The 22,166-nt window shown below is 38.0% G+C and carries 19 protein-coding genes; 3 read left to right on the top strand and 16 right to left on the bottom strand.

Annotated elements, in window-relative coordinates; genetic code table 11:
* Positions 1-534 precede the first annotated feature (534 nt).
* The 4 genes from CSV67_RS09260 to CSV67_RS09245 form a co-directional block, all read right to left on the bottom strand.
* Entirely contained in the window at positions 535-828 is a 294-nt protein-coding gene (locus CSV67_RS09260) for a transposase (RefSeq protein ID WP_099631314.1), read from the bottom strand.
* Positions 815-1,249 (bottom strand): magnesium chelatase subunit ChlI family protein, encoded by a 435-nt coding sequence (locus CSV67_RS09255; RefSeq protein ID WP_099631313.1) that lies wholly within the window; start codon positions 1,247-1,249, stop codon positions 815-817. The genes CSV67_RS09260 and CSV67_RS09255 overlap by 14 nt, the downstream gene beginning before the upstream one ends.
* The gene (locus CSV67_RS17120; RefSeq protein WP_099631312.1) at positions 1,250-1,393 is read right to left on the bottom strand and encodes an ATP-binding protein; all 144 of its coding nucleotides are present in this window, start codon (positions 1,391-1,393) and stop codon (positions 1,250-1,252) included.
* 136 nt (positions 1,394-1,529) lie between these two features.
* Positions 1,530-5,351 (bottom strand): S8 family peptidase, encoded by a 3,822-nt coding sequence (locus CSV67_RS09245; RefSeq protein WP_099631311.1) that lies wholly within the window; start codon positions 5,349-5,351, stop codon positions 1,530-1,532.
* A gap of 251 nt (positions 5,352-5,602) precedes the next feature.
* Here CSV67_RS09245 and CSV67_RS16805 point away from each other — a divergent pair, with 251 nt between their 5' ends.
* Complete coding sequence (locus CSV67_RS16805; RefSeq protein WP_199173162.1) at positions 5,603-5,821, top strand: hypothetical protein; 219 nt, start codon at positions 5,603-5,605, stop codon at positions 5,819-5,821.
* A 219-nt stretch (positions 5,822-6,040) separates the two neighbouring features.
* On the opposite strand, the gene CSV67_RS09235 is transcribed toward CSV67_RS16805, so the two are convergent.
* From CSV67_RS09235 to CSV67_RS09215, 5 genes are all read right to left on the bottom strand, one after another.
* Positions 6,041-6,460 (bottom strand): HTH domain-containing protein, encoded by a 420-nt coding sequence (locus tag CSV67_RS09235; RefSeq protein ID WP_099631310.1) that lies wholly within the window; start codon positions 6,458-6,460, stop codon positions 6,041-6,043.
* Positions 6,461-6,592: 132 nt separating this feature from the next.
* Positions 6,593-6,979: a recombinase family protein gene (locus tag CSV67_RS09230; protein ID WP_158232914.1), complete on the bottom strand. Its 387-nt coding sequence runs from the start codon at positions 6,977-6,979 to the stop codon at positions 6,593-6,595.
* Positions 6,980-7,521: 542 nt separating this feature from the next.
* Entirely contained in the window at positions 7,522-7,827 is a 306-nt protein-coding gene (locus tag CSV67_RS09225; RefSeq protein WP_099631308.1) for a hypothetical protein, read from the bottom strand.
* Positions 7,828-8,162: 335 nt separating this feature from the next.
* Positions 8,163-9,740, bottom strand: coding sequence for a hypothetical protein (locus CSV67_RS09220; RefSeq protein WP_099631307.1), 1,578 nt, complete (start codon positions 9,738-9,740; stop codon positions 8,163-8,165).
* Between the two features lie 990 nt (positions 9,741-10,730).
* Positions 10,731-12,551 (bottom strand): hypothetical protein, encoded by a 1,821-nt coding sequence (locus CSV67_RS09215; RefSeq protein ID WP_099631306.1) that lies wholly within the window; start codon positions 12,549-12,551, stop codon positions 10,731-10,733.
* A gap of 404 nt (positions 12,552-12,955) precedes the next feature.
* On the opposite strand from CSV67_RS09215, the gene CSV67_RS09210 reads away from it, so the two are divergent.
* Entirely contained in the window at positions 12,956-14,482 is a 1,527-nt protein-coding gene (locus CSV67_RS09210) for an ATP-binding protein (RefSeq protein WP_158232913.1), read from the top strand.
* A 472-nt stretch (positions 14,483-14,954) separates the two neighbouring features.
* Here CSV67_RS09210 and CSV67_RS09205 read toward each other — a convergent pair whose 3' ends face one another.
* From CSV67_RS09205 to CSV67_RS09175, 7 genes are all read right to left on the bottom strand, one after another.
* Positions 14,955-15,854, bottom strand: a complete 900-nt coding sequence (locus CSV67_RS09205; RefSeq protein ID WP_158232912.1) for a hypothetical protein — start codon at positions 15,852-15,854, stop codon at positions 14,955-14,957.
* 29 nt (positions 15,855-15,883) lie between these two features.
* Complete coding sequence (locus CSV67_RS09200) at positions 15,884-16,774, bottom strand: tyrosine-type recombinase/integrase (RefSeq protein WP_099631303.1); 891 nt, start codon at positions 16,772-16,774, stop codon at positions 15,884-15,886.
* Between the two features lie 131 nt (positions 16,775-16,905).
* Complete coding sequence (locus CSV67_RS09195; RefSeq protein ID WP_099631302.1) at positions 16,906-17,553, bottom strand: hypothetical protein; 648 nt, start codon at positions 17,551-17,553, stop codon at positions 16,906-16,908.
* A gap of 14 nt (positions 17,554-17,567) precedes the next feature.
* The gene (locus CSV67_RS09190) at positions 17,568-18,413 is read right to left on the bottom strand and encodes a tyrosine-type recombinase/integrase (protein ID WP_158232911.1); all 846 of its coding nucleotides are present in this window, start codon (positions 18,411-18,413) and stop codon (positions 17,568-17,570) included.
* Between the two features lie 79 nt (positions 18,414-18,492).
* Entirely contained in the window at positions 18,493-20,013 is a 1,521-nt protein-coding gene (locus tag CSV67_RS09185) for a hypothetical protein (protein WP_099631300.1), read from the bottom strand.
* Positions 20,006-20,836, bottom strand: a complete 831-nt coding sequence (locus CSV67_RS09180) for a bifunctional DNA primase/polymerase (RefSeq protein WP_099631299.1) — start codon at positions 20,834-20,836, stop codon at positions 20,006-20,008. The genes CSV67_RS09185 and CSV67_RS09180 overlap by 8 nt, the downstream gene beginning before the upstream one ends.
* A 2-nt stretch (positions 20,837-20,838) precedes the next feature.
* Positions 20,839-21,027: a hypothetical protein gene (locus CSV67_RS09175; protein ID WP_099631298.1), complete on the bottom strand. Its 189-nt coding sequence runs from the start codon at positions 21,025-21,027 to the stop codon at positions 20,839-20,841.
* Between the two features lie 139 nt (positions 21,028-21,166).
* Here CSV67_RS09175 and CSV67_RS09170 point away from each other — a divergent pair, with 139 nt between their 5' ends.
* Positions 21,167-22,126 carry a S24 family peptidase gene (locus tag CSV67_RS09170; protein WP_099631297.1) on the top strand — a complete coding sequence of 320 codons (960 nt, stop codon included), beginning with the start codon at positions 21,167-21,169 and terminating at the stop codon, positions 22,124-22,126.
* Positions 22,127-22,166 lie beyond the last annotated feature (40 nt).

Raw genomic sequence — 22,166 nt, 5'->3', positions numbered from 1 at the left:
CATTTTGATTAGTATAGCGCAAAAATAATGCTTAGTCCACACAATATTCTAACTAGTCGTTTATTTTAGTGTGAAATTTATTTTAACTACACATTTTTCTTAGCTCTTGACGGAAACTTGATATCGTGATAATTCACATTTTCTTGAAATAAAAAACAACACTCCACTTCACAGATTTAATCTGTAGGGTGGAGTGTTGGGATTTGATACTTCTTTTTCAAAAGGAGGATTTTTACGTTACTGGAAGATATACTCCTCCACACTGACTATTTCTTTAACTTCCATCAAACAGTACCGAACATAGCCTGAATTGGTCTTTTCAAACGGTGGTGGCAATCAACACAAAATGGTTTTGTTATCCAAGTAAAGCGGGGGAGTTGTGTCGGAAGAAAGATAATACCGAAAATAGCCAAACGGATAATCTTCCAGTCTTTCCACCATTGGCACCTTGGTTTCAATCGGATTGCGATGAATATAGTGGCTGACTGCAAGCAATGCTTGAGGAGTATCCACTTCTTTGGAAAAATAACGACTTTAATAAATACGACCTACATGCCGATAGCGCTTCGAGTAATAATCACTGTACCGACGATTGACCTCGCGCATAATTTTGGACATCTCATCTTCAGACCGGATTAGCAAATGATAGTGATTCGTCATAATACAGAATGCAATCAAAGAAAATGTATATTTCTCATGGCTATATGAAATACAACGCGTCAGGTGATACGTATCCTCTTCGGTAGAAAAGATATTCTGTCGGTTGTTTCCACGCATCACGACATGATAATACGCATTCGGCTGCCAATTTCGTTTACGTCTGACCAACTCCTTCACCCCCTATTATCTGCAATCTTGAAGGTGGATTTTTCCATTCAATAGCTTCTTCTAAAGCCATCATCGATTTATCAGGCGTTCCTTGCAAGTCTGCTATAGTTCGAGCAATACGAATAAGCTTCACCTGCGTTCGATTGCTCCATTTTCGTTCAAAACAGACACGGCCAATTCTATTCAACTGCTCAGCCGTAAGTCCCCCAGTCCGCTCTAGTTGTTGAAATGAAACTGTGCCATTTCGAAGATTATTTCCGTATCGCGAACATTGCAGTTCACGTGCTTTCTCTACACGTTTACGAATATCCAAAGAACTTTCAGATGTAGTTTTTTCTTTCAGTCCACTGCTCTGCAACGACAAAACAAAATCTAACTTATCTAATATAGGTCCCGATAATTTCAGTTGATAGTTCGTCACTTATTTAGAAGTGCACGTACAGTATCGTTCATGAGATCCATAATACCCACACGGACAAGGATTCGTTGCAGAGATTAACGTAAAAGAAGCTGGATAACTGACCGTCTGTTTCACACGGCTGATTGTCACTTCTCCTGATTCCATTGGCTACCTCAACATATAATTGTGTATGGCACAGGTACCGGTTTCCAAAGAAATAGCAGTTTCCGATTATAGTCAAAATCGGAAACTGCTTTTTTAATTGACTTAGTTTTTTGGTTGAACAGAGTGTACCCACATGTTACTTCAAAGACTGGATAGCTTTCACAGTATCTAACAAACCCCAACCGTATTTCAAGTCATATCCAGTATCACCCAGATCAATATGATGATCTGAAATCAAAGCTAATGCCCGATCAGAGTCCATATCCTGAGCTAGTGAGTAGAACAAAGCAATTTGAGCTGCCGCGTAAGGTGTTGCCATCGAAGTACCAGACGCAAACATCACTTCACCGCTCGTTACTAGGCTGGGAATACTCTCTCCCGGAGCAACGAGATCGATCCCTTGTCCATAGTTTGAGAAGTCTGCCAGGATGCCAGCACTTGTTGTCGCACCTACGGAAATTGTATTTGCGGATGACGCAGGATAAGAAATTTTACCACTACCATCATTTCCAGCAGCCGCGACTACAGTTACCTCATGTTGAATAGCATAGGTAATTGCATTTTCGATTGTTTGCTCTTTTGAACCTGTTCCAAGACTGAGATTAATCACTTGCGCTCCGTTATCTACAGCATGCACAATTCCACGCGCGATATTTATAGATGTTCCTCTTCCGTCTGAATTAAGAACTTTTATAGGAATAATTTTCGTATGCTGATTAAGTCCTGCCATTGAATATCCATTATCAGCCCGTGCTCCTATTATACCTGCTACATGTGTACCATGATCATTATCATCCATGGCATCCTGATCATTGTTAACAAAATCATAACCTTTATCCGCCAGCACAATATTTTTAAAATCAGCTAACTCATGATTTACACCTGTATCTACAACTGCTACGATTACATCCTTCATAGAATGATTTTTATTTTCTCTTATAAGTGATTCATATTGTAAGTCCCCACCAACTACTGAATTACTATTCGAAAGCGGCCATTGATAGGAATAATTAACATCAGAAGTTTGAATCGTATACGGTTGATTGAGTTCAACGTATTCCACTGCCTTTGTATTTTCCAACTCTGCTATCAGTTGCCTTACATGCTGACCGTTCTCCACTTTAACTACAAACGTATTGGCTAACTCCCCACTACCATTTGTATACAGAGGCTCTGTTTGTAGCTCCAAATCCGTTTCTGCATAAGTTGCATTGGATACAATCGATTGAGCTTGTGCTAATGGATTTTTTAAAACGTCTTGATCCTTCAGTTTCACAATTATTTCACTCGATAGATTAAGCTCATCCACTGCACCTATTAATTCAGATCCTTCGAGGAATACAGTTAACTTCTCATTTGCCATATTTTCAACATTCATCTCATCTTGCATGTTTTCCAACTTAACAACCTGTTGTTCCGGTAAATAATCCTTAATCGTCTCCAAAATACTTTGTACAGCAATGGCCTCTTCTTCCGTAATAACGTAGGAACTATCTTTACCTTCAGCCACTTTATATAGTTCGACTATCAACTGATCTATACTCTTCAAATCATTAAGCAAATTGTTTCTAAGTGTAGAATTTTTCATAATACTCCACACCAATGTAGGCGACAATTTATTATACAAATTTACAATATTTTCTCCCTGCTCCGTTTTAACCAAAAACTCATCACGAATATATTGTAAACTTCTTATAACATTTCTATCTGTAGTTGTAGTTTCAACGGCACAAGCTCCGCCATTCGGATGATCTTGGGGCGCATCAGTTTCATAAGCAGGCTCCGCACGGAACTCCCCTTCCCTTTTAGAAGTTACTTTTACATAATAAGGTCCTTCAAACGCCAAAGGTACTTTGATGTATTCTGAAGAAACTTGATACGGTTTATCCATCTCAAGCTTTTTAGCACTTGTATACAGCGAGACTTGTACTGCAATATCGCTTTCAAAACCAATCATAGCATGCGTATGTGTCTGTAATTCTTCTTTTGAAGGTATGAACTTGAATACGCTGTCGCTATCTGGACTGATTTTACGAATAATACTTTCACCCATGGTTATTTTATCAAACGTATCGCCACTATCCACTTCTTCTTCTAAACCTTTTATCACTAGTGGCAAAGATTTTTCGATTTCTGTATGTGTGGTCTTATACCTCATTATTATTTGTGAGTCTGCACCTGATTTAATGTTTTCAGACACTTTTATATATCCTCGAGAGTCCACTTTAATATCTGGATTTGTAGAAGAAAAACTAATAAAGTCATGTGGTAGAAGAAAATCTATTTTACTTCCATCTAATAGGTTACCGTGTATAGCTAGCTTTTTTTGACTACCGGCGTCTAATTCTAACTTTTCTTCTGCAAAGTTTAAGTCCTTAAGCTCACAATTTGAAAATCTAGCTACTGAATATTGCCCTTCAAATATCTCATAACTCTTCGCTAATACATTTGCAGTCATCGCATAGTTTAATGATGCACCAAAGTCATAACAATACTGTTCTATATCTGCTGTTTCAAATAACTTCCCTGCCTCTACACCGACATCAAAAGTTCCCTTATTTTGTAAAGCTACTAAATCCCATTGTAAAATGACACCTGCTACATCTACTTGCAGACCTTTATTCATTCCTAAATGACCTTTTAAGTCTTCCACTTTAAATACAGGATCTTTTCTTTCGAAGGTACTATAAGGTTTATACTCTCCTTTATCAGTACGATTGAGTCCAGTACCTGTTAGATATTCCTGACTAACACTGAAATGTGCTTTACCTTCCGCATCATATTTCATGAGCAAAAACAATCTAACAAATACGCCGGCTTTGGCGAATTTACCACCTTTAAGAGAGGCGTATGGAACCGGAACATCTGCTAATGGAAACTTCATATCCACCATTGCTTCACCATACATATCTGCTGCTAGTTCTAACTTTTGTTCCGCAGAAAATCCTAGATTGTGTACTACAGGTATTGAATACCACTTCTCTTTTTCTACATCTAATGTTGTTACTGGATTATCAAAATCAATTGTACCACTCAGTCTAATGCCGCCTTCACCATTAATAGTGACGCCATCTACCGGTTTTCCTTCTTTTTTGAATTCATAACCCACATCAGATAAATGGATAGAAAAACCCGTGTCTTTCTCAATAACCTCTATTTTAGGCTCTAGCAATCCTAGCTGATCAACAAATGACGACGAAAACTGTCCATCTAGTAACTCGTCTGAAACCACTACATCACCAGCATCGACTTCGTTTTTTTCGGAGATATCAAACTCCGTAAGAACCTCCTCAAGATTAGGTTCTACTATTTTCAGAGTAAATCCATCTGTAACCGATTGTACCGAAACTACCTTTGCAGCGTAGCCGAATGGATATTGATCTGTAGGAGGTAATATAATAATATCTCCTGTAGTGTATATACGAGAAGAATCCACACGAATGGTGTGTGTATCATACTGATCTGTCAGCACTACTTGCTCTTCTAAAAAAGTTACATCCTCTTCAAATAACACATCATTGGTAGATTCCTTACGTTCTTTGAATTGTTCTTTGGGAGTGAACAATTCACCTGTTGTAAATGGCTTTTTTACAGTCTTGTTCATTTTTTGTTTACCCTTTGACTGCAATCCTTCTTCTATTACAAGGGTATAATCAGATTGCGGAGTATATCCACCACTAGGAGCCTGCACACGAATTTTTTGTACTAGCTTATCATAGTAAACATGGCTATCTAATTTTTCTCCTTTAGAATTTAAAACATAGATAAAATCATCTAACAATAAACCCTTATTTAACTCTTGAGAAAAGGTAATTGTCCATTCTTTATCTAATTCAACATTGGTTGATTTATCCCAACCATTTGTATTTCCATTCTTTTTTGCATAAACTGCTGAAGTATCCCCAAAAATACTAAACACAAGTATGCTTACTAGCAATAGACTTAACCATTTTCTCATCCATCTTCCTCCTACGTTATCAAAATATAAATAGACATAAATTACATATTAATGCTAATAACCATTATGATTGTACCACAACCAATGAACTATTTTATTAAATAGCTGAACAATATAAAAATTTATTACTTCTCTGTAATAGAGATTGGTAATAATCTTAATTAATAATAAAAACCTCATCTAATATTACAGCAAAAAGAACCGCCTAAAGATCGCCATGGCAAAACCCATATGCCTAAAGAGTCAATGGCATGATTAAAAGAGAACTGTTGGCCCAAGTAATTCCGTTAAATCAGAAACATTTACATAAACTGCTCCAAGAAAACATTGAAGAATACTACAATACCGACCGAACACATCAAGGAATAAATTGCGGGACACCCATTCCTTCTGTCACTTATATACCGACAGCAATAGAAGATACGAAATTAGAAGCGACACCCGTATTAAATGGTCTCTATCATACCTAAAAGAAAGTAGCATGATTTTATTTCACAATAAATTTTATCCCTCTAAAAAGACTTCTTTGGCATGCCTTTTTTTATGTATTCACTTTCTTGGTTATATGTATTCCGATTTATTGAAGCAAATCGGCTAATTTCTTGAGTGAAAATAAATATCCATCCGCTTCAAATTATACTTGTTAACGGTGTAATGAATTAATTCAAATTTCACTCCTGATGGGATTTTCATTTCATCTTCAACGCCTGCCTTTCGAGTAAATCGAGCTTTTTTAGTAATTCATTCTCTGCACGTAATAATTGATTTTTGGCTTCTAAACGAGCAATCTTCTCCTCAAGTGTTAGTTCGCGATCTACTGGACGACCAGCATTACCTTTACGCGTGTCCTGTAAACCGTTCACACCCTCTTTTCGATACGCAGCACACCAACGCTTACTAGCGGAATGTACACGCTCTTTACCGATTAGCTCAACGTCAAGACCTGCTTCCTCAAATATCTCCCCTGGCAATTTAACTTTTTCGTATTCTGTAATAAAATGACGTTTAAATTCATCTGAATAAGTAATTCCTCTTTCACTGACTGCTTTCACATTGGGATTACATTTTAGTTGATCCTGTTCTTTTTTAGTAAATAATATGTTAGTCATTTGATCCCACCCTCGACATCATTTTTCATGTATACATAAAAGTACCCTATAAGAGGGACTTTTTCAAAGTGTCCATCATATAGGGTACAGTTTATTAAAGGTAGCTGACTTTTCTTCTACATCGTCAATATTTCAATTCGCATTGTAATCAAGTTCAATGCCAAGATCAATTAACTCCCCTTCATCTACCGATATTACACTCTCTACATACTGATTCAATTGTTTAAGTAATTCCATGAGTTCCACGGTATCACGACTTAGACTTGCTGTTGAGTCAACGAGCAAGCAATCAATTTTCTCTTCGTTAGCCCGTAAATCATTGAGTATCTGTTTGACACTGGGTCTGTCCATGTCCAATCCAGAATAGCCAATGTCGGCATACTGTCTCACGATTAAGATCTCTTGTTCAGATGCATAACTTTCAATTTTCTTTTGACGTGTTGATTCCTTTTCCACATCGCTTGCTGATTGATCTGTAGCTGCAATTCTGAAATAACTGATACCAATTTTCTGATTCACTTCATCATCTCCTCCATTTATTCTTCATTTCATCTTAAGAGGATTGTCCAGCACGTGTCTCGACATGTAACTGGGACCTTCTTATTTACACTCCTTTCGTGCTAATCTAATTCTGCCTAATGAATGGTTGTTTAATACGTTGATATTCATTACAAATTATTACTCATAGAGTTGAATCTTTTCAACCGGTGTTAAAACAGATGCTTCCAATTAAAATAGACCTTACTCCGATGGTGGCAGTAAGGTCTTTCGATTTGTATTCAGATTATAATATATGAATGATAAGGAAAAACAGTAGACAAAAGAAAGAGTCTCTTTTTTCTAGAAGATCAAAAAATATCCTACTTATCAATTAAGCTATTCGATAGACAGGATAATTTATAAATCCCGTGACATATTAATATACATTCCAAATAAATTATATTGTTTTTTTACAGTCTCATGTCCACTACACCGGAAAAGTAGTTTCCATTGACTATAACATATACTATTTCAAATACATTTGATTCATCAGTTTTACTTACTTGCACAAATCCTTCATACTAACCATTTTGATAAGCTATTAAACCAAAGTCATTTTTCACGTTTCTTTCCGTCTCCTGCAAACCAAGCCGATTTAATCTCATATACTTTGTACAATGCTCGCTTAACACATCGGTTAGTTCTTTTCCTTCTGAGGCTATCTCTGAGAACATAATATACTTACCTTGCATACCCACTTCTGGCACTAAGAAGCTCATGAGCTTTTGTTCGGGTTCATTGATGAATGCAATAACATCCCCAATTTCTTCTCCAATAGGAGTAAAACCCGTTTGTAAAGCTATTTTTGATATACCGGTTTTAGACATACCAAAATTATAATCTACAAAAAAATAATTTATTACATCACTATTCTCTTCTTATACCATCATCACTGTGGATTTCGATCGAGCCTTCACCGTGCAGGTGACTTTCATCGCACACGGCGATCCGTCAGCAATAGATCTTTACAACTTATTTCCCCTATGTCAATTATAGTATACGTATATTGATTTGAATATTGAGAGATGTTAATTGTTTTGCAATTTTTTACTATTTGTGTAACGCACTAGAACATATTCTTTCATAATTATGTCGATCAGAAGACTCTTCGTTCTCTTCTACACCGTCAGAGTAGTGTATTTATTACGTAATGCACAGCGTTTCATTCAAAAAAATCTGCTTTGTTTACACCATCGATTATTATAGTTCCTGTTGATAGTGTTGACGTGATTTTGAATTGTGTCGTACCTACTTTTTCGGCTTGGGCTTTTACCCCGGCATTTGCTATCCGACTATTAAGGAGGTTTACGAAAGCATCAAATGTTGAATAGTTGGATGTCAATTGTATAGTAGCCGTGTGGATGCCATCACTAATGGTAAAATTACGATTCTTAGATGTATCTGTATCTGTTCCTTGTGCGGTGGATTGTTCAAAAAAGTATGACCAGTCCGCACCTTCTAAAGAAAAGGATGAAGCTGAACCTGGTTGGAACGCACTGATTTGGAATGTATCATCAAACCCATATGCTGCAATCGGACGATTCATAATTCCATCTGCTCCACCTTTTTGATAATAGAAGTCTTGAATGTGGCTCTCCACAATACTTCCCATTGATGCACCTTTTGGAAAATCGGTTGATAACTTCCAATTTACGTAAATAGGAATGCGATCACCATTGATTCTAATTGCAAAGTCTTTCCGATTACCGGTGAAATCACCTATAGTAACAGGCTTACTCACAAGTTTTGCTTGTGTAGTTGGTACAGTTGAAAAATCTAAGCCCGTCATCATTCTGCTTGTTATACTCATAGGAGCTGCAGGTAAGGTACTCACTGTGAAGGCACCAGTTTTAGTCACCACTCCATCTTTTTTCACTTGAACTGCGATAATAATCGGTTCGCCCCATGCAACACCAGTTACTTTAATGGTTCCTACAGGGTCTTCTGTTACCGTTGCGACAGTTTCATCGCTGGATGTAAGAGAAAGTGATTCACCAGTCTCAAGTGCGATGCGATTGCTAGAATCCATCGCTGTTCCTGTAATAGTTACATTTGTTAATCCTGATAATGCGATAACTATACTCTTATCAAAAACAACCACCGCTTGCTTCAATGTATTTCTTGCATCCAATAGTTGTTGAGCGGTTTTGTTTGATGCATCGTCTAACACCGATTGAGCTGTATCAATCGCTACTTGTAATGTAGCTTTCGAGCCGACTACATATTGACCTGCTACTGTACCTTCCACTGCGTTCGCGTGAAGCGTTGTTGCTTCTTGGATAGCTGTAGTCAATGTCGTGGCATCTCCTGCCTTGACTATTCCATATTCAAATACGCCTACAGCTTGATCCAATACGTCTTTCGCATCGCTTAGTTGTTGAATAGTTTTGTTTGACGCATCATCTAACACCGATTGAGCTGTATCAATCGCTGTTTTTAATATCGCTTTCGAGCCAGCTACATATTGACCTACTGATGTTCCTTCTAAGACGGTTGTATGAAGTGTTGATGCTTCATTAATCGCTGTACTTAATGCAGATGAATCACCTGCTGTAATGATTTTTCCTTGAAATGTAGTGATAGCATCTTTTAAAGTTGTGGTGGTTGCATCTATTTGTCCTTGTGTCTTATTCGCTCTATCATCGTACAAACCTTGAGCTGTTGTGATAGCTATAGCAAAAGTATCCTTATCTTCTTGGGAGACTTGACCTACTCCTACTCCTACAGTCGTTACTCTCAAAATTGTTGTTGAACTATTGATTTTATCAGTTAAAGCGGTTGTATCGACACCATTCCCGTCTTATACCACCCAAAATTACAGTGGCTTTTGTATCGGGCCTTCACCGTGCAGGCGACTTTCATCGCACACGGCGATCCGTCAGCGACAGATTCTTTAAAACTTATTCCCCATATTCAATTTTATTATGCATTTATTTTTTTTAATACTAAAGAATGTTAATGATTTTGTAAATTTATTTATTATACTTTTCAGTCTCCTATAGTTCAAAGAAAAATAGCCAGTCACAGAATATTATCCGGACTGGCTATCTAAACGTATTGCACTTATTTTGGGGAATTAGGTTATAAGACTACTACTGACTGAGTTCCTTCGCTACTGCTAGTTTTCTCCTTCTCGCATGTTACCATACAAGTCCAAACGGCTAGCGATCAACACTACTATGAACTCGTTGCCATCTTCCTAGCTTCACTAGTGCTAACACACCTCTTCCAGCAAGACTTCAAACGTTCCATTACTTCCATCCCTTGATTTGATGACCGTAGGTCTCCACTATCCAGGAGTGAGAACGACTGGTTTAACAGCCTGAATTGTTCCAATCTCCACGATATGATTGCACATATCCGGATGAATACTAACCTGCTAGCTTATGTCATGGCATTCACTACCTCACCCTGCCTACATGGATTCGTCTACCTGACCATAGTCACCTTTTAAGGAGCCCCGCCTCATTCTCTGAGTACGACTTCACCTGACTTCATCCCTTCGTGTTGTTAGACACTCACTGGATGCAGGAGGATTAGGCACATAACAAAAGGCTGTTGTTATGAGTAGGAATTCCACCCACTAATTGGAAGTAATAGTTAGAAAAAACACCCTATGTAATTGGTAATACAAATTGTAATTCGTATGCAATCACATAAGGTGTCTTGTCCACCTTTTTCACTATATCAATAGATTAACATAGTTTATAAAGTAACGTTTCGTTTTGTTTTATTCAGCAGGAGTTTTAGCTGGATTCCCAGTTAACCATTTGTATTGATTACCAATTACTTTCTTCTCGAGCTTTTCTAAACCATTTACTTCATACTGACCTTTGTATTTTATGAAATCATCAGTATAAACAGCTACAGATTCACCAAATGAATTTATACCTGTGAAGTTAGCAATAACTTTACTACCGATTTGTTGTGATACGATTCCAACTCCAGCATCCCAGCCATTTGAAGCAGTTGTGATGTCTTTGAAGTTTACTGTAATCGTATTTGCTCCATCATTATTTACATAGATACCTACTTTTTTACCGCCAATTGTAGTTACATTGTCAAGTGTAGTACTACCATAAATTTCAATTAGATTGTCACCATGTGTACCTACTACTTTTAGATCTTTAATTACTACATCTTTCGATCCTGCAGTAACTTCAATACCCTCAGCAGTAGTAGCCCCCGCATCAGAACCACCTACATATAAAGTATGATTGTTACCTTCAATTGTTACTCCAGAAGTTAACTTGATTGTTGCATTATCAACTTCAATACTTTTTTCTAGTTTAATTGTTTTAAACTTTGCACCAGTAGTTTTATTAGCTTCCGCGAGTGCAGACACAAGTTCTTCTTTCGTATCAACAAGACCGTTAGCTGCATCTTGTGCATCGTTAACTGTACCAATCAATGTATTAATTTCCGTTGCGTCAAGATCTTCTGCTTCTACAACTGCTGTTTTATAAGCCTCAGCATATGCAGAGTTTACTTTGTTTGTTTGCTCATGTAACTCTTGGCTCTTTTTAAGAAGAGCTACAACGTCTGTTGCTGCAGTTTTTGCATTTACTTCGTTAAGTTCTTTAAGAACTTTAGTTTTTGCTGAACTTACTGCTGCATCATTTGCATCAGTAACAATTTTTTGGATATCTTTACGTTGGTTTTTCTCTCCAACTAAAGCTTCACCAATTACAGTTCTATAAGCTGTAAGGTTAGCATCTTCGACTGTTTTGATATCGAATTCATCAATTTTGTCAAAACCTGCTACATCCTTATACTTCTTAAGAAGAGAATTCTCAAGTGTATCAAGATTTGTCAATGCTGATTTTAAAGTGCTGTTTGTTTTTGCATTGTTAACAGCAATCAAAGCATCTTCAAGATTCAATCCATCAAGTACCAATGCTTTTGCTGGAACTGAATCTTCTTCGTCAGCTGGAATCCACTTAGTAACAAGCGTTCTAGCTTCAGCTACTTTTTCACTGTCAAGAGACATATTAGCTGCTGTAACTTTAGGAGCTACTTTGTCAAAGTTAACGCCATTAATAGCCGCCTGGATACTTTCAACAGTTTCAAGTGTAGGATCTAATTCTGCAGCAAAGTCGATTGCAGCATCATAAGCAACAATCCATTCAGGATTTACAACGTCAAAGTTATCTGATAGAGCTTTCAACAATTGAGCTTGAGTTTTTGCATCTACAACTGCTTTAACAGCTGCTTTACTTGCTTCTTCATTAGCTGCATCTTCGTCAACTTTAGTGATTGCTTTTTGAACTGCTTCTAGTGATGCAGTTGCACCCTCTTCTTGAAGAGCACCTAAGTAATCAGCAATCCGTAGCTCGTCAGCATATGTAATGCCCGCTGCATCTAAAGCTGTTTGCAATTTAATTTGATTAGGAGTTGTAACCGCTGCATCTACGATATCAGCCAATTGGTTAATAGCATCGAAATTGTATTTTTCACCGTTTACATCCCAAACACCAGTAAACTTGTGGTCAACTGGGAACGGTGTAACGAATTCAAAATCAGCTTGTGTTGTTCCTTCAGCAAGCAACATTGGCTTAGTTTCAACAACTTTACCTTCTCCATCTTTAACAACAACGTTTGCATCTTCAATAGCAGTAGTAATTTCAGGGAATGTTACAGTTACAGCGTTATTGTTAATCGCACTTAACAGTTACTAAGGTAAAGCCATAAATTTGGATCGATTCTATCTACCTCCCCTATACAATCCGCCTATCATTGAATTTCCTACCAATCATATAGGTAGCACTTCCACTCGCATACACACAATAACAGTTCTCCTTTTGTTTCATGATGAATTCCAAAATGCACTCATATTTTCAAACAAAATATGCCGTCACCACCGTCATCATCGTCACCTTTTTGTCAAATTATATATCTTTTTCGGGTCTCTGTTGTACAATAAGAAGACTATATAGTTATATAGAGGAATCTCGTTTGTTTAAACGAATTAATAAGACATATACTAAAGTTATTGATCAAGAAGGGAGCATGAGTGTGTTTAAAACGCCGGATATTGAAACAATGACAATTGATGATGTGTTAACACTCCCCGAGAGTCAGTATTTTGAACGTAAATCGGCTGAATTGAAGGCAGCTAAGCTGAACGTTCCATTAACGGCTATGGCAAATGCTGATGGCGGTGTCATTGCTGTTGGTGTTAGCGACGGGAAGATCGAGGGGATTTCAAGGCAAGGGAATATTAAAATCAATGATTATATACAGTGTAAGATGGCTCATTGTCATCCAAATGTAAGAGCAAAAGAACGCTACTTGGACGTTATTAATGAGCATGGTGAGGATGATCGCGTATTGCTCATACAAGTAGAACCATCACCTAATACGGTCCATAAAACCGCTGGTGATGATGTATATCTGCGTATTGGTGATGAAAGCGTGAAGCTTAACCACGAACAGCGTCTTGGCCTTGAATTTGATAAAGGAGAGCGTTCTTTCGAGGATCAGATTGTTGAGAACTGCAATCTAGACGATCTAGATGAAGAACTACTGCGCCAGTACAGCAAAGCAGTAGGCTATGAAGGTGACGATTTGACACAACCTTTATATGCTCGCGGCTTCATACATCCCATGGTAGATGGCGGTATACAGGTTACTGCTGCAGCTGCGCTACTCTTCGCCAAATATCCAATACGATTCTTTCCTAACTCGAGAGTCCGCTTCATTAGATACGAGGGAAGCAGTGAAGAGGTAGGAACGTCTATGAATATCATAAAGGAAAGTATGATTGAAGGACCATTACCTACTATGCTTGAGCAAGCTAAAAAGTTCATTTCATCGCAATTACGTGATTTTACCAGCTTAGACCCTTTGTCAGGCAGATTTGCAACTGTTCCTGAATATCCTGAATTTGCATGGCTAGAGGGTGTTGTAAATGCCGTTACACACCGAGCTTACAATATTACAGGCGATGACATTAAAATTAAGATGTTTGATGATCGTTTGGAAATAAGCAGTCCCGGTCGGTTTCCTCACATCGTCAATCGAGATAATATTAAGCAAGTCCGATACTCAAGGAACTCCCGTATAGCACGGGCTTTGACCGATTTGGGCTGGGTTAGGGAACTCGGAGAAGGTGTAAAACGTATGTATAAAGAAATGGAGGTCCTCTTCTTGGATGCTCCTGAGTACAAGGAAACTGAAAGCTCCGTTATTTTAACTTTGAAAAACAATATTGTTATGAGAAGAATTCGCCGTGAAGAACGAATCAGCACTTTGATTTCTGCAGAATGGGATGATCTTAGCGAGCACGAGAAAAGAGCTATTGAATATACCTATAGCAAGGGAAGTATTAATACTTCCCAGTTGAAGGAAATTATAAATAGGAGCAGAACTTCATGCAAAAATACATTGAAGGGATTGGTCGATAAAGACATTTTCGTACTAAATGGCACCTCTCCTACTGATCCTAATCAATTTTATTCTCTGAAAAATATTGAAAAGTGATTTTCATGAACATGAAAAGCTTAACAATTTCCGGCCATAGCTTAACATCTTTTTATTGAGCTATGGTCTTTTTTATCGACTTCTTCGCTTTAGAATTGCATTATAGCCTTTTATCTGAAGTTAGCTTAGCTTTTTTCATTGTCAGCTTAACACTTTCTTGAATAAGCTTAGCTTATTTTTAGCTATTACGATCACTAAGATACAGGTTTTTCAGCTTTTTAACGTTGATGCTTAGCTTTTTTCGCTATCAGCTTAACAATTTTACTTCATAGCCTGACACCACTTTAATGAGTTTTATCTTATAAACACTCGGTATTGTATCTTGAAAAGTCTTGCCTTAGCATTTCTATAGCTAAGCTTCGCATTATTAACTTTCAACTTAACAGCTTAATTTCAAACTTATCACAAAAGCACAATATTCATGTAGCATCACTCAAAAAGGCTGCCAGAGAACTTCTCTAGCAGCCTTCCCTTAATCTAAAAACAAAACCTGCTTCTGACTAAATACTTCCCCTTTAATATCCAAAAAGCAATAATCTTTTCCTTTCATACGAAACTCAGCGCATCGAATATTCGCTAAAACGGCACCCCTTTTCTGATACTCACCCTCAAAATTCTTTAAAAGCCTCTCTTTCAGTATTTCATCACGAATCAAAAAGCTAACACTCGGAATTTCCCGAATACCTTTCGTATTCCGATCTCGCACTAAAGCCTTTTCGAGCTCCAAGCGATAAAACCCTTTATCTTCTCTAAGGTGAAAATTTCCTTCAATGCAAACAATAGAGTCCTTGTGCTGCTTCCCATATCGGAAACACTTTTTTAGTTCCTCAAGTTCTTCTCTGTAGTGGAACTGATCCCATCTGACCATCTTTTCTGCAATCTGTACTCTAATTTTCTTTCGAAAAGCATCGTCACCACCGTCACTATCGTCACCTTTTTCTATTTTGTTATTGATTTCCATAATACGTTTAATGGTTGTAATATATCTATCGAGCTTTTCTTCCTGCTGGGGATTGCTATATATTAGTCTTTCATTCTTTGACCGTACAGATCGCACAAGTATTTTATCTTGAATGCGTTCATTCAAATCGATTTGCAAAAGAAACTCTCCAACTTCATTTTCAGTAAACCAATCATCAGCATCTTCTACTAGCTGCCGTAACTTTCCTAGGACATTAAATTCACAGTCATCCGAATGCTTCCAGGTTGCACGTAAACAAGAGCGTTTCAATGTCCCGTCTCTTAAGCGATGAGACTTTACATATGAAATCCTATTACCGCATCCAACGCATTGCAAGGAGTCCTTTAAATCTGGTCTTGCATCCAATTGATGAAGTGTCATAACCGTATCACCAACAAGAGCAGAACTCATACTTATATTCAAAGCTTCTCACTTTCCCTTCACATTTTATTCAGCGCATCAATCAATTCTTCACTGCCCGGCTCAATATAAATGGCGGTTGTCTCAATCTTCTCGTGTCTCGCTAGCCTGCGAATCATTTCAATCGGCGTTCCTTGCCGAGCAAGGTTTTTGCAAAAGCTGTGGCGGAAGCAGTGCGGAGAGACAGCTGGCAGCCCTGCTAATCCACTGTATTTTTTCACGAACTTATGGATGCTGCGCACATTCAACTGCCCTGAACGTTCAGATACGAACAAGCTTTTCGAATCTAGATGAATCGTCTTCGACACCTGCTTTCGAAGTTGCAGCCACTTCTTCAGATTGCGTGAATACTTATGGATCAGTTTCACAACTGCATATTTCCCGCGTTTCCCGTCGCGCACAATGATGCTTATATGCTTCCCTTCAGCGCTTACGTCAGAGACCGTTAAGTCAGCTACTTCCTGAACACGAAGACCCGTATAAAGCATTAAATCGATGATTGCCAAGTTTCTAGTACGCAGCCATTCGTTCTGCTCCAATTCCGCGTACATCATGAAGCGTTCTTGCTCAGCAACAGACAGCCATTTCGTTTTGTCCAGAAAAACATCAGAAACAGGGATACCTTTTAGACGCGTTGTCGGATTCATCATGAGCGTACTGGTTTCTTCTATATAACTATAAAAAGATTTGAGCGCAGCAATATACTTATTGACCGTAACCGCACTCAAACCTTTTTCATGTCGTAAATACGTGATGTATTCTTTGATCGTGATTGGCTTGGCATTCAGTACTTCGTGTTCACTGCCAATCCAGCCGCAGAAATCTTGTATAATCTGCCGATAAGAATTTACCGTCTTCTGATCTTTTGCTTCCTCACTTAAAAATAAAGCAAACGAATTTACAATATTCATTTCGTCACATCCTTTACAAACTGTTCTCGGAACTGCTCGGATAAGCCTATTTCCCGTTCTCGGAACAAAAGCCAAGCAATTAAAACCGCTTTGTTCCGAGAAGGGCTATTCTACGCACTACAAAGACTTTCTCATTTCCTGAATAAAGCTTTTACTTCATGCGCATATCCATATCTTTGAAAAAAGTCAATAACAGCCGTTTCAAATATCTCACGCTGTCTAATATTCTTCTCTCGTGCGAACTCAATTACCATTTGATTTAAAAGGTGACTGATGTGAATATTCTTCCCTTGCTGGATGCCAGGAATTAAATAACGCGGAATCTGTTCTACTGTACCAAGAGAACTTGCCATATCCAATTTCGCATTTTCTACTTTCCCGTCTTCTATTGAAACACCATACCCTCTTTCATAATTGTTTTCCGCTGCAACCCACTGGTATCCTTTATTCTTCATGTATTCTGCAAGCGCACGGTGACTCTGGAAAAACAATTGCTCAGCGACTGCCTTTGCATCCAAACCTTTTGCGAATAAACCGATAATCTGCGCCACTTTCCCGCCGTGATTTTCTTGCGTGGTATACGAATCGGTTTTCGTCTCGCGCTTGATATAGCATTGCATTTCAGAATCCCATGTGAAGCCACGTCTACGCATATAGATGTCAAGGCTTCGATAGTCCCTGTGACCAAATTGTACCGCTAATTCATCGCGCGTCTTGCCTTCCTGCAATGATTCAATGATAAGCTCAACACGATCCTCATTTTGTAATTCAGAAACCATATTTTCTCCTCCTCTTAATCTAATAAATCAACAGCATTCCGTAAATCCAGATCGACTATGTTCAAATAAATACTCGTCGTACGTAAACTTGCATGCCCAAGCAAATGCTGAATCGTTACGATATTAACGCCTTTCTTCAGCAAATTCGTAGCAAAACTACGACGCATAGTATGATTTGTAATAATCTTGTCCCAACCTAGAACTTCACTAGCAATTTTCAATTCGCGGTTAATATATTGAGCAGAAAGCCGACCTGTCTTCTTAGTTGCAAAAAAGTATTCCGAATCTGCTTCTCTTATCTGCTCCACGTACTTAATCAATTCCGTACGTAAAGATTCAGCAATTGGCACTTCTCTGTACTTTCCGCCTTTCCCCTCGACTACATAAATGATATTTGTTTCAAAATCTACTCCTGATAGCTTCAACATGACGACTTCGTTAACACGTAAGCCAGACTTCGCCATGAACAGAATCGCCATTCTTAACAGCGGTTTCTCAACAGAGTCTACTAATTGAAAGATTTCTTCTTCTGTCAGAGAAACTTTCTTCCGATCGGTTACTCTGGCAGTATCCATGAAGACTGCCGGGTTCTTATCTATCCACTCTTTTTTCATTGCATAGGTAAGCATTGAAGAAACCGTTGATAAATAACGATTCCTGCTACGTGGCTTCAGCGTTTTTTCTACAGCCAAATAATGAAGATACTGTTCGATATCGTCTATAGTGATTTCATCTATATAGATGGCAGCGTTATATTTCTCACTCAAAAAGTTATTGAACTGAAGTAAATCACGCCGATAAGCTCGCATCGTTTCTCCGCTGAATCCCTTTAATTGTATGAATTTTAAAAAAGAAGCCATTGCGTCACCAAATGTCACCAAACACCTCTCCTTTCTTACCAATACAAGCAATAATAAAGCAAGTATGGTTAATAAAAAATCATTCTACTTTTGAAATCTTGTGTATGCGACCATCCTTTTTTCGTATATACTCATACTGCATTCCATTCTTCACTAATGTAGGCTGCAAGCGCTCAAGGGAGTTTTTTAATTGATTTGACGGAACCCAATGCTGATAGCGCATGTCTTCTTGAGACACGAATGTCTTTAAAATAGACAAGACTTCATATGCGGTACCCTCAATCATATCCGTTGTTTTCAAGCAGTTTTTAATCGCAATGCCCAGCAAACTCTCTTCTAGTGCATCAATAGCTGCCGATGACTGATTTTCTTCGAGTGCCGCTAAAAATGCTCCTTTTTCAAAACCAAAGTGCTTCTCAGCTGCGGAAGATAGCAGCGCGAAGTCTGCCAATCTGGGATAGTACGGTAGGTCGACACTAGGCAGATCATGAATCGCTCTGCTTAGTACATCGAAAAATGCTCCTAGAATATCAGCTTTCACCTCGTCAAACCTTTTCCAAAATGTACGTTCATCAAGTCTTCTTCCAGATAAGCTGGGCAGATTAATAATAATTGCCCGGCTTGCTAAATCCGATCTGTGGGCCACATAATCTATGCCGTTTACAATCACCGGCCGCATTGCTGAGTGTATAAACTCTCCTCCATTTGAAAATAATGTCCGAGTAGATATACCTGCTCCGGTAGTCAAGCGGCAAAGATTATCAGACGCTTCATTTTTAATCGCGCTTAAATTGTCAAAAACTAGTAGGTTAGATTCCTTGGCCGCTATCAATAGATCCTCTTCACTATTAGGTAACGTTGCTATTTCCAGTGAGGAAGGATCTACTAGCTTTTTAATAATCCTCGAATGAGTAGACTTTCCTGAACCAGAGAGGCCCTGGTATATCAAAATTGGAAACGGTCCTCTTCCTCGCAGAACTGTTAATATAAACGATACGAGTAAAATCCACTCCTGCTCGCCTTGGATATTCAAGAACTCTCTCAACTTATTTATATTTCCGTTTTTCTTAGGCTTCGGCATCTCCGACAGCTTATTTGGCCGGACAAAATTAATCGGCACTTCATTATTTTCAATTACTTTCCATCCCTCTTTAGAAATTATAACGGCTTGTCCTGCCTTATTTGCTAGATCGATATAAATCTCTTCATTTTTCTCTGCTGTCCGTATAGCGATGTTTTTTATATTCTCCGACGAGAGTTCTTCTCTTGCAATTACCGTTTCAATCGAATCTTTTAAAGCGCTTGAAGAAGGCGCTTTATCAAAGAGTTCATAGTACTCTTTTAGAAGCCACTTGCGGAATTTTCCACTTTCAAGCGATACGTGTTCCAGCAAGCTTCTAACTCTGATGGTGGCGTAAACCTCTGAAGATTCAGTCACGAATAATTCTTCTGCAGTATAGACAAGTTCAATCAAGGCTTGTCCTTGGTTAATTTCCTTTTGTTCGACGCGCACTTTGATTTGCTCTTTTATCGGAAGCGTATCAAGATGCTTCACTCCCCCTAATTGCATCTTCTCTTGCTTCTCTTCGTAATCAGACATAAACATTTTCGCCTTTCAGCAGTCTGATTGCTTGATGACGCGAGATACCGTTCAGTGTTTGTACTGCTTGTAGCCCACTTCCCTTACCGCAACCTGCAAAACAAGAGAAACTGCCATTTTTGATATTGAACCCAAACGAATTTTTACTGTCATCATGAAAAGGACACGTACAGCTGCGCCACTCTCCATTTCCTCGTATATTCTTTACGAATGTCGAGTAAAAACTAATCCAATCAATTTGTTCCCAATCGATTGCTCTGTTCATTTGCTTGTTTTTTGGATATACTTTAGATGTAGAATTATTTTTTGTAGCGAAAAGTAATTCTACTAACCATGTTGGTAAATCCGCTTTCGCTGTCATTCGTGGTGAAGTGATCCAGCCATAGATTTTTCCACTTGGATGACGCGATGGCGGTACTACTACTTGCTTGCCGTCCGATAAAACATCAATCGTGTTCCATAATTTCATGGATGGGATTCGTTCGTCATAATTGAAGTACAGATGTATCCCTCGGTTAGACTGAACTGACCAAGTAGTCGGTATTTCACCGATCTGCTTTAACTTTGTAAGCGACGACATGTCATCAATATCTAAAACAATGACATTCGATACACTGCCTGTAACGATGCCAAGATTCATACCTGCATAGCTTGTGACCTTTCCAGCTCTATCAGGTAGACCATGAACAATTTCCTCTTTTGACAGTGGAGAGCGCAGAAAACGAGTAGACCATTGTTTTACAATTGGTCTCTTTCCTGACAGTGGCATTGGCGTGAGACCATAATCGTACAGCTGCAAAGCCGAGCGAATTGTCTTGTCCATAATTACACGCTCCTTTCATTCTGTATTCTGGTTGCAACATCGATGATTTGCTGCTTTTGTTCATCTGTCATCTCTGTGCGAAGCAAACGGTAAAAACTGCTTTCATGCATTTCTAGCTCTTTTGCTATTTCCCAAATGAAGATGCTTGATTGTTTCAAGTATGCTCTGACATCGGTGTTTGCTTTTGTCATTATATCAACTCCTTTGACTAAACAATAATTTAAATGGACTTTAAAAAGACCACTAATTTTAGTTGTTTTTTTAAAAACAACTACTTACACTCTCATCATAAAATCTTGTAATGGATTTGTCAAATGAAAAGGAGAAAAGATGAAACTCTATCATGACTTTTTAAAAGAAAATATTTCAAAAAGCAAGTTAACTCTTAGCGACATTTCAGAACAACTAATTAATATGGGTTTTTCTACAAAGAAAGAATATCTTAGCAAATTGCAGAACGGTAAAATACCGCCTGCTCGTGATGATTTAAATACTGCATTAGCTCATATACTCGGCATCAATGAAAGCGATTTAATTTCGTCAGCACATTTTTCCAAATCACCGCAAGAATTCAAAAATATTGTTTCAGAATACAATCATTTGGAAAAGGCGCTAATGAAATCTATCAAGCAACTCTTTCTTACTTTTCCTGTTGAAAGTTTGCTATCTCAGGAGGATATCAAGCATTTGACGTTCGATAACTACACTATTCAAGAACCCGATATATTCTTATCAGAAATACAGGAAAAAATGAATATATTAGAGAAATGGTCCTTGTATCAATCTGCTATAAAAAAGTTTGAATTTACTCTTGATATGACTGATTCTATAACTAAAAACCTTACAATAAGCTTAACCGAACTCGAAAAAATATCTTCTAAACAAATTAGGCAGACTATTCCTTTCTACAGAAAGATGTATCGAGATTATTATACAAATTTTGAAGATTTTATTCGAGATGAAGAGATTGATTCGAGGGGAAGTTATCAAGAGTTTGTTGAAAGTGTAGATTTGTTTTACCTAGAGGCATTAGATGAAGGAATGGACATAGAGGGGATTAGTGCTGGAGATAAACTTTTGATAGCGAAACAAACAAATCTCGCCAAGACAGATATTGTTCTTCTGACTATTGATGATCAACCAGCAATCCCTAGAAGGGTGCAAATTATAGAAGGCTCTTACTTAATAAATGCTGTTAACCCGTTATTTCAAGCAATAGTTTGTCAAAAGGATCGAGTCAGCATTTTAGGAAAAATCATTTCAGTCCAGAAAGAAATCTTTTTCCCATGATATTTTTAACTCCTATTCTTATTTGACGACTACTTCCTCT

The sequence above is a fragment of the Sporosarcina sp. P2 genome, assembly GCF_002743255.1.
Taxonomy (GTDB): Bacteria; Bacillota; Bacilli; order Bacillales_A; family Planococcaceae; genus Sporosarcina.
This window is presented reverse-complemented; position numbering and strand designations above follow the sequence as displayed.

Coding starts and splice junctions, on each gene's coding strand:
- CSV67_RS09175 (WP_099631298.1), bottom strand. CDS start 21,027: ATGACAAAAGCAAACACCGATGTCAGAGCATACTTGAAACAATCAAGC.
- CSV67_RS09190 (WP_158232911.1), bottom strand. CDS start 18,413: ATGGCTTCTTTTTTAAAATTCATACAATTAAAGGGATTCAGCGGAGAA.
- CSV67_RS09205 (WP_158232912.1), bottom strand. CDS start 15,854: ATGAGTTCTGCTCTTGTTGGTGATACGGTTATGACACTTCATCAATTG.
- CSV67_RS09235 (WP_099631310.1), bottom strand. CDS start 6,460: ATGACTAACATATTATTTACTAAAAAAGAACAGGATCAACTAAAATGT.
- CSV67_RS09195 (WP_099631302.1), bottom strand. CDS start 17,553: ATGGTTTCTGAATTACAAAATGAGGATCGTGTTGAGCTTATCATTGAA.
- CSV67_RS09200 (WP_099631303.1), bottom strand. CDS start 16,774: ATGAATATTGTAAATTCGTTTGCTTTATTTTTAAGTGAGGAAGCAAAA.
- CSV67_RS09180 (WP_099631299.1), bottom strand. CDS start 20,836: ATGGACAAGACAATTCGCTCGGCTTTGCAGCTGTACGATTATGGTCTC.
- CSV67_RS09245 (WP_099631311.1), bottom strand. CDS start 5,351: ATGAGAAAATGGTTAAGTCTATTGCTAGTAAGCATACTTGTGTTTAGT.
- CSV67_RS16805 (WP_199173162.1), top strand. CDS start 5,603: ATGATTAAAAGAGAACTGTTGGCCCAAGTAATTCCGTTAAATCAGAAA.
- CSV67_RS09185 (WP_099631300.1), bottom strand. CDS start 20,013: ATGTCTGATTACGAAGAGAAGCAAGAGAAGATGCAATTAGGGGGAGTG.
- CSV67_RS17120 (WP_099631312.1), bottom strand. CDS start 1,393: ATGGAATCAGGAGAAGTGACAATCAGCCGTGTGAAACAGACGGTCAGT.
- CSV67_RS09225 (WP_099631308.1), bottom strand. CDS start 7,827: ATGTCTAAAACCGGTATATCAAAAATAGCTTTACAAACGGGTTTTACT.
- CSV67_RS09170 (WP_099631297.1), top strand. CDS start 21,167: ATGAAACTCTATCATGACTTTTTAAAAGAAAATATTTCAAAAAGCAAG.
- CSV67_RS09215 (WP_099631306.1), bottom strand. CDS start 12,551: ATGTTGCTTGCTGAAGGAACAACACAAGCTGATTTTGAATTCGTTACA.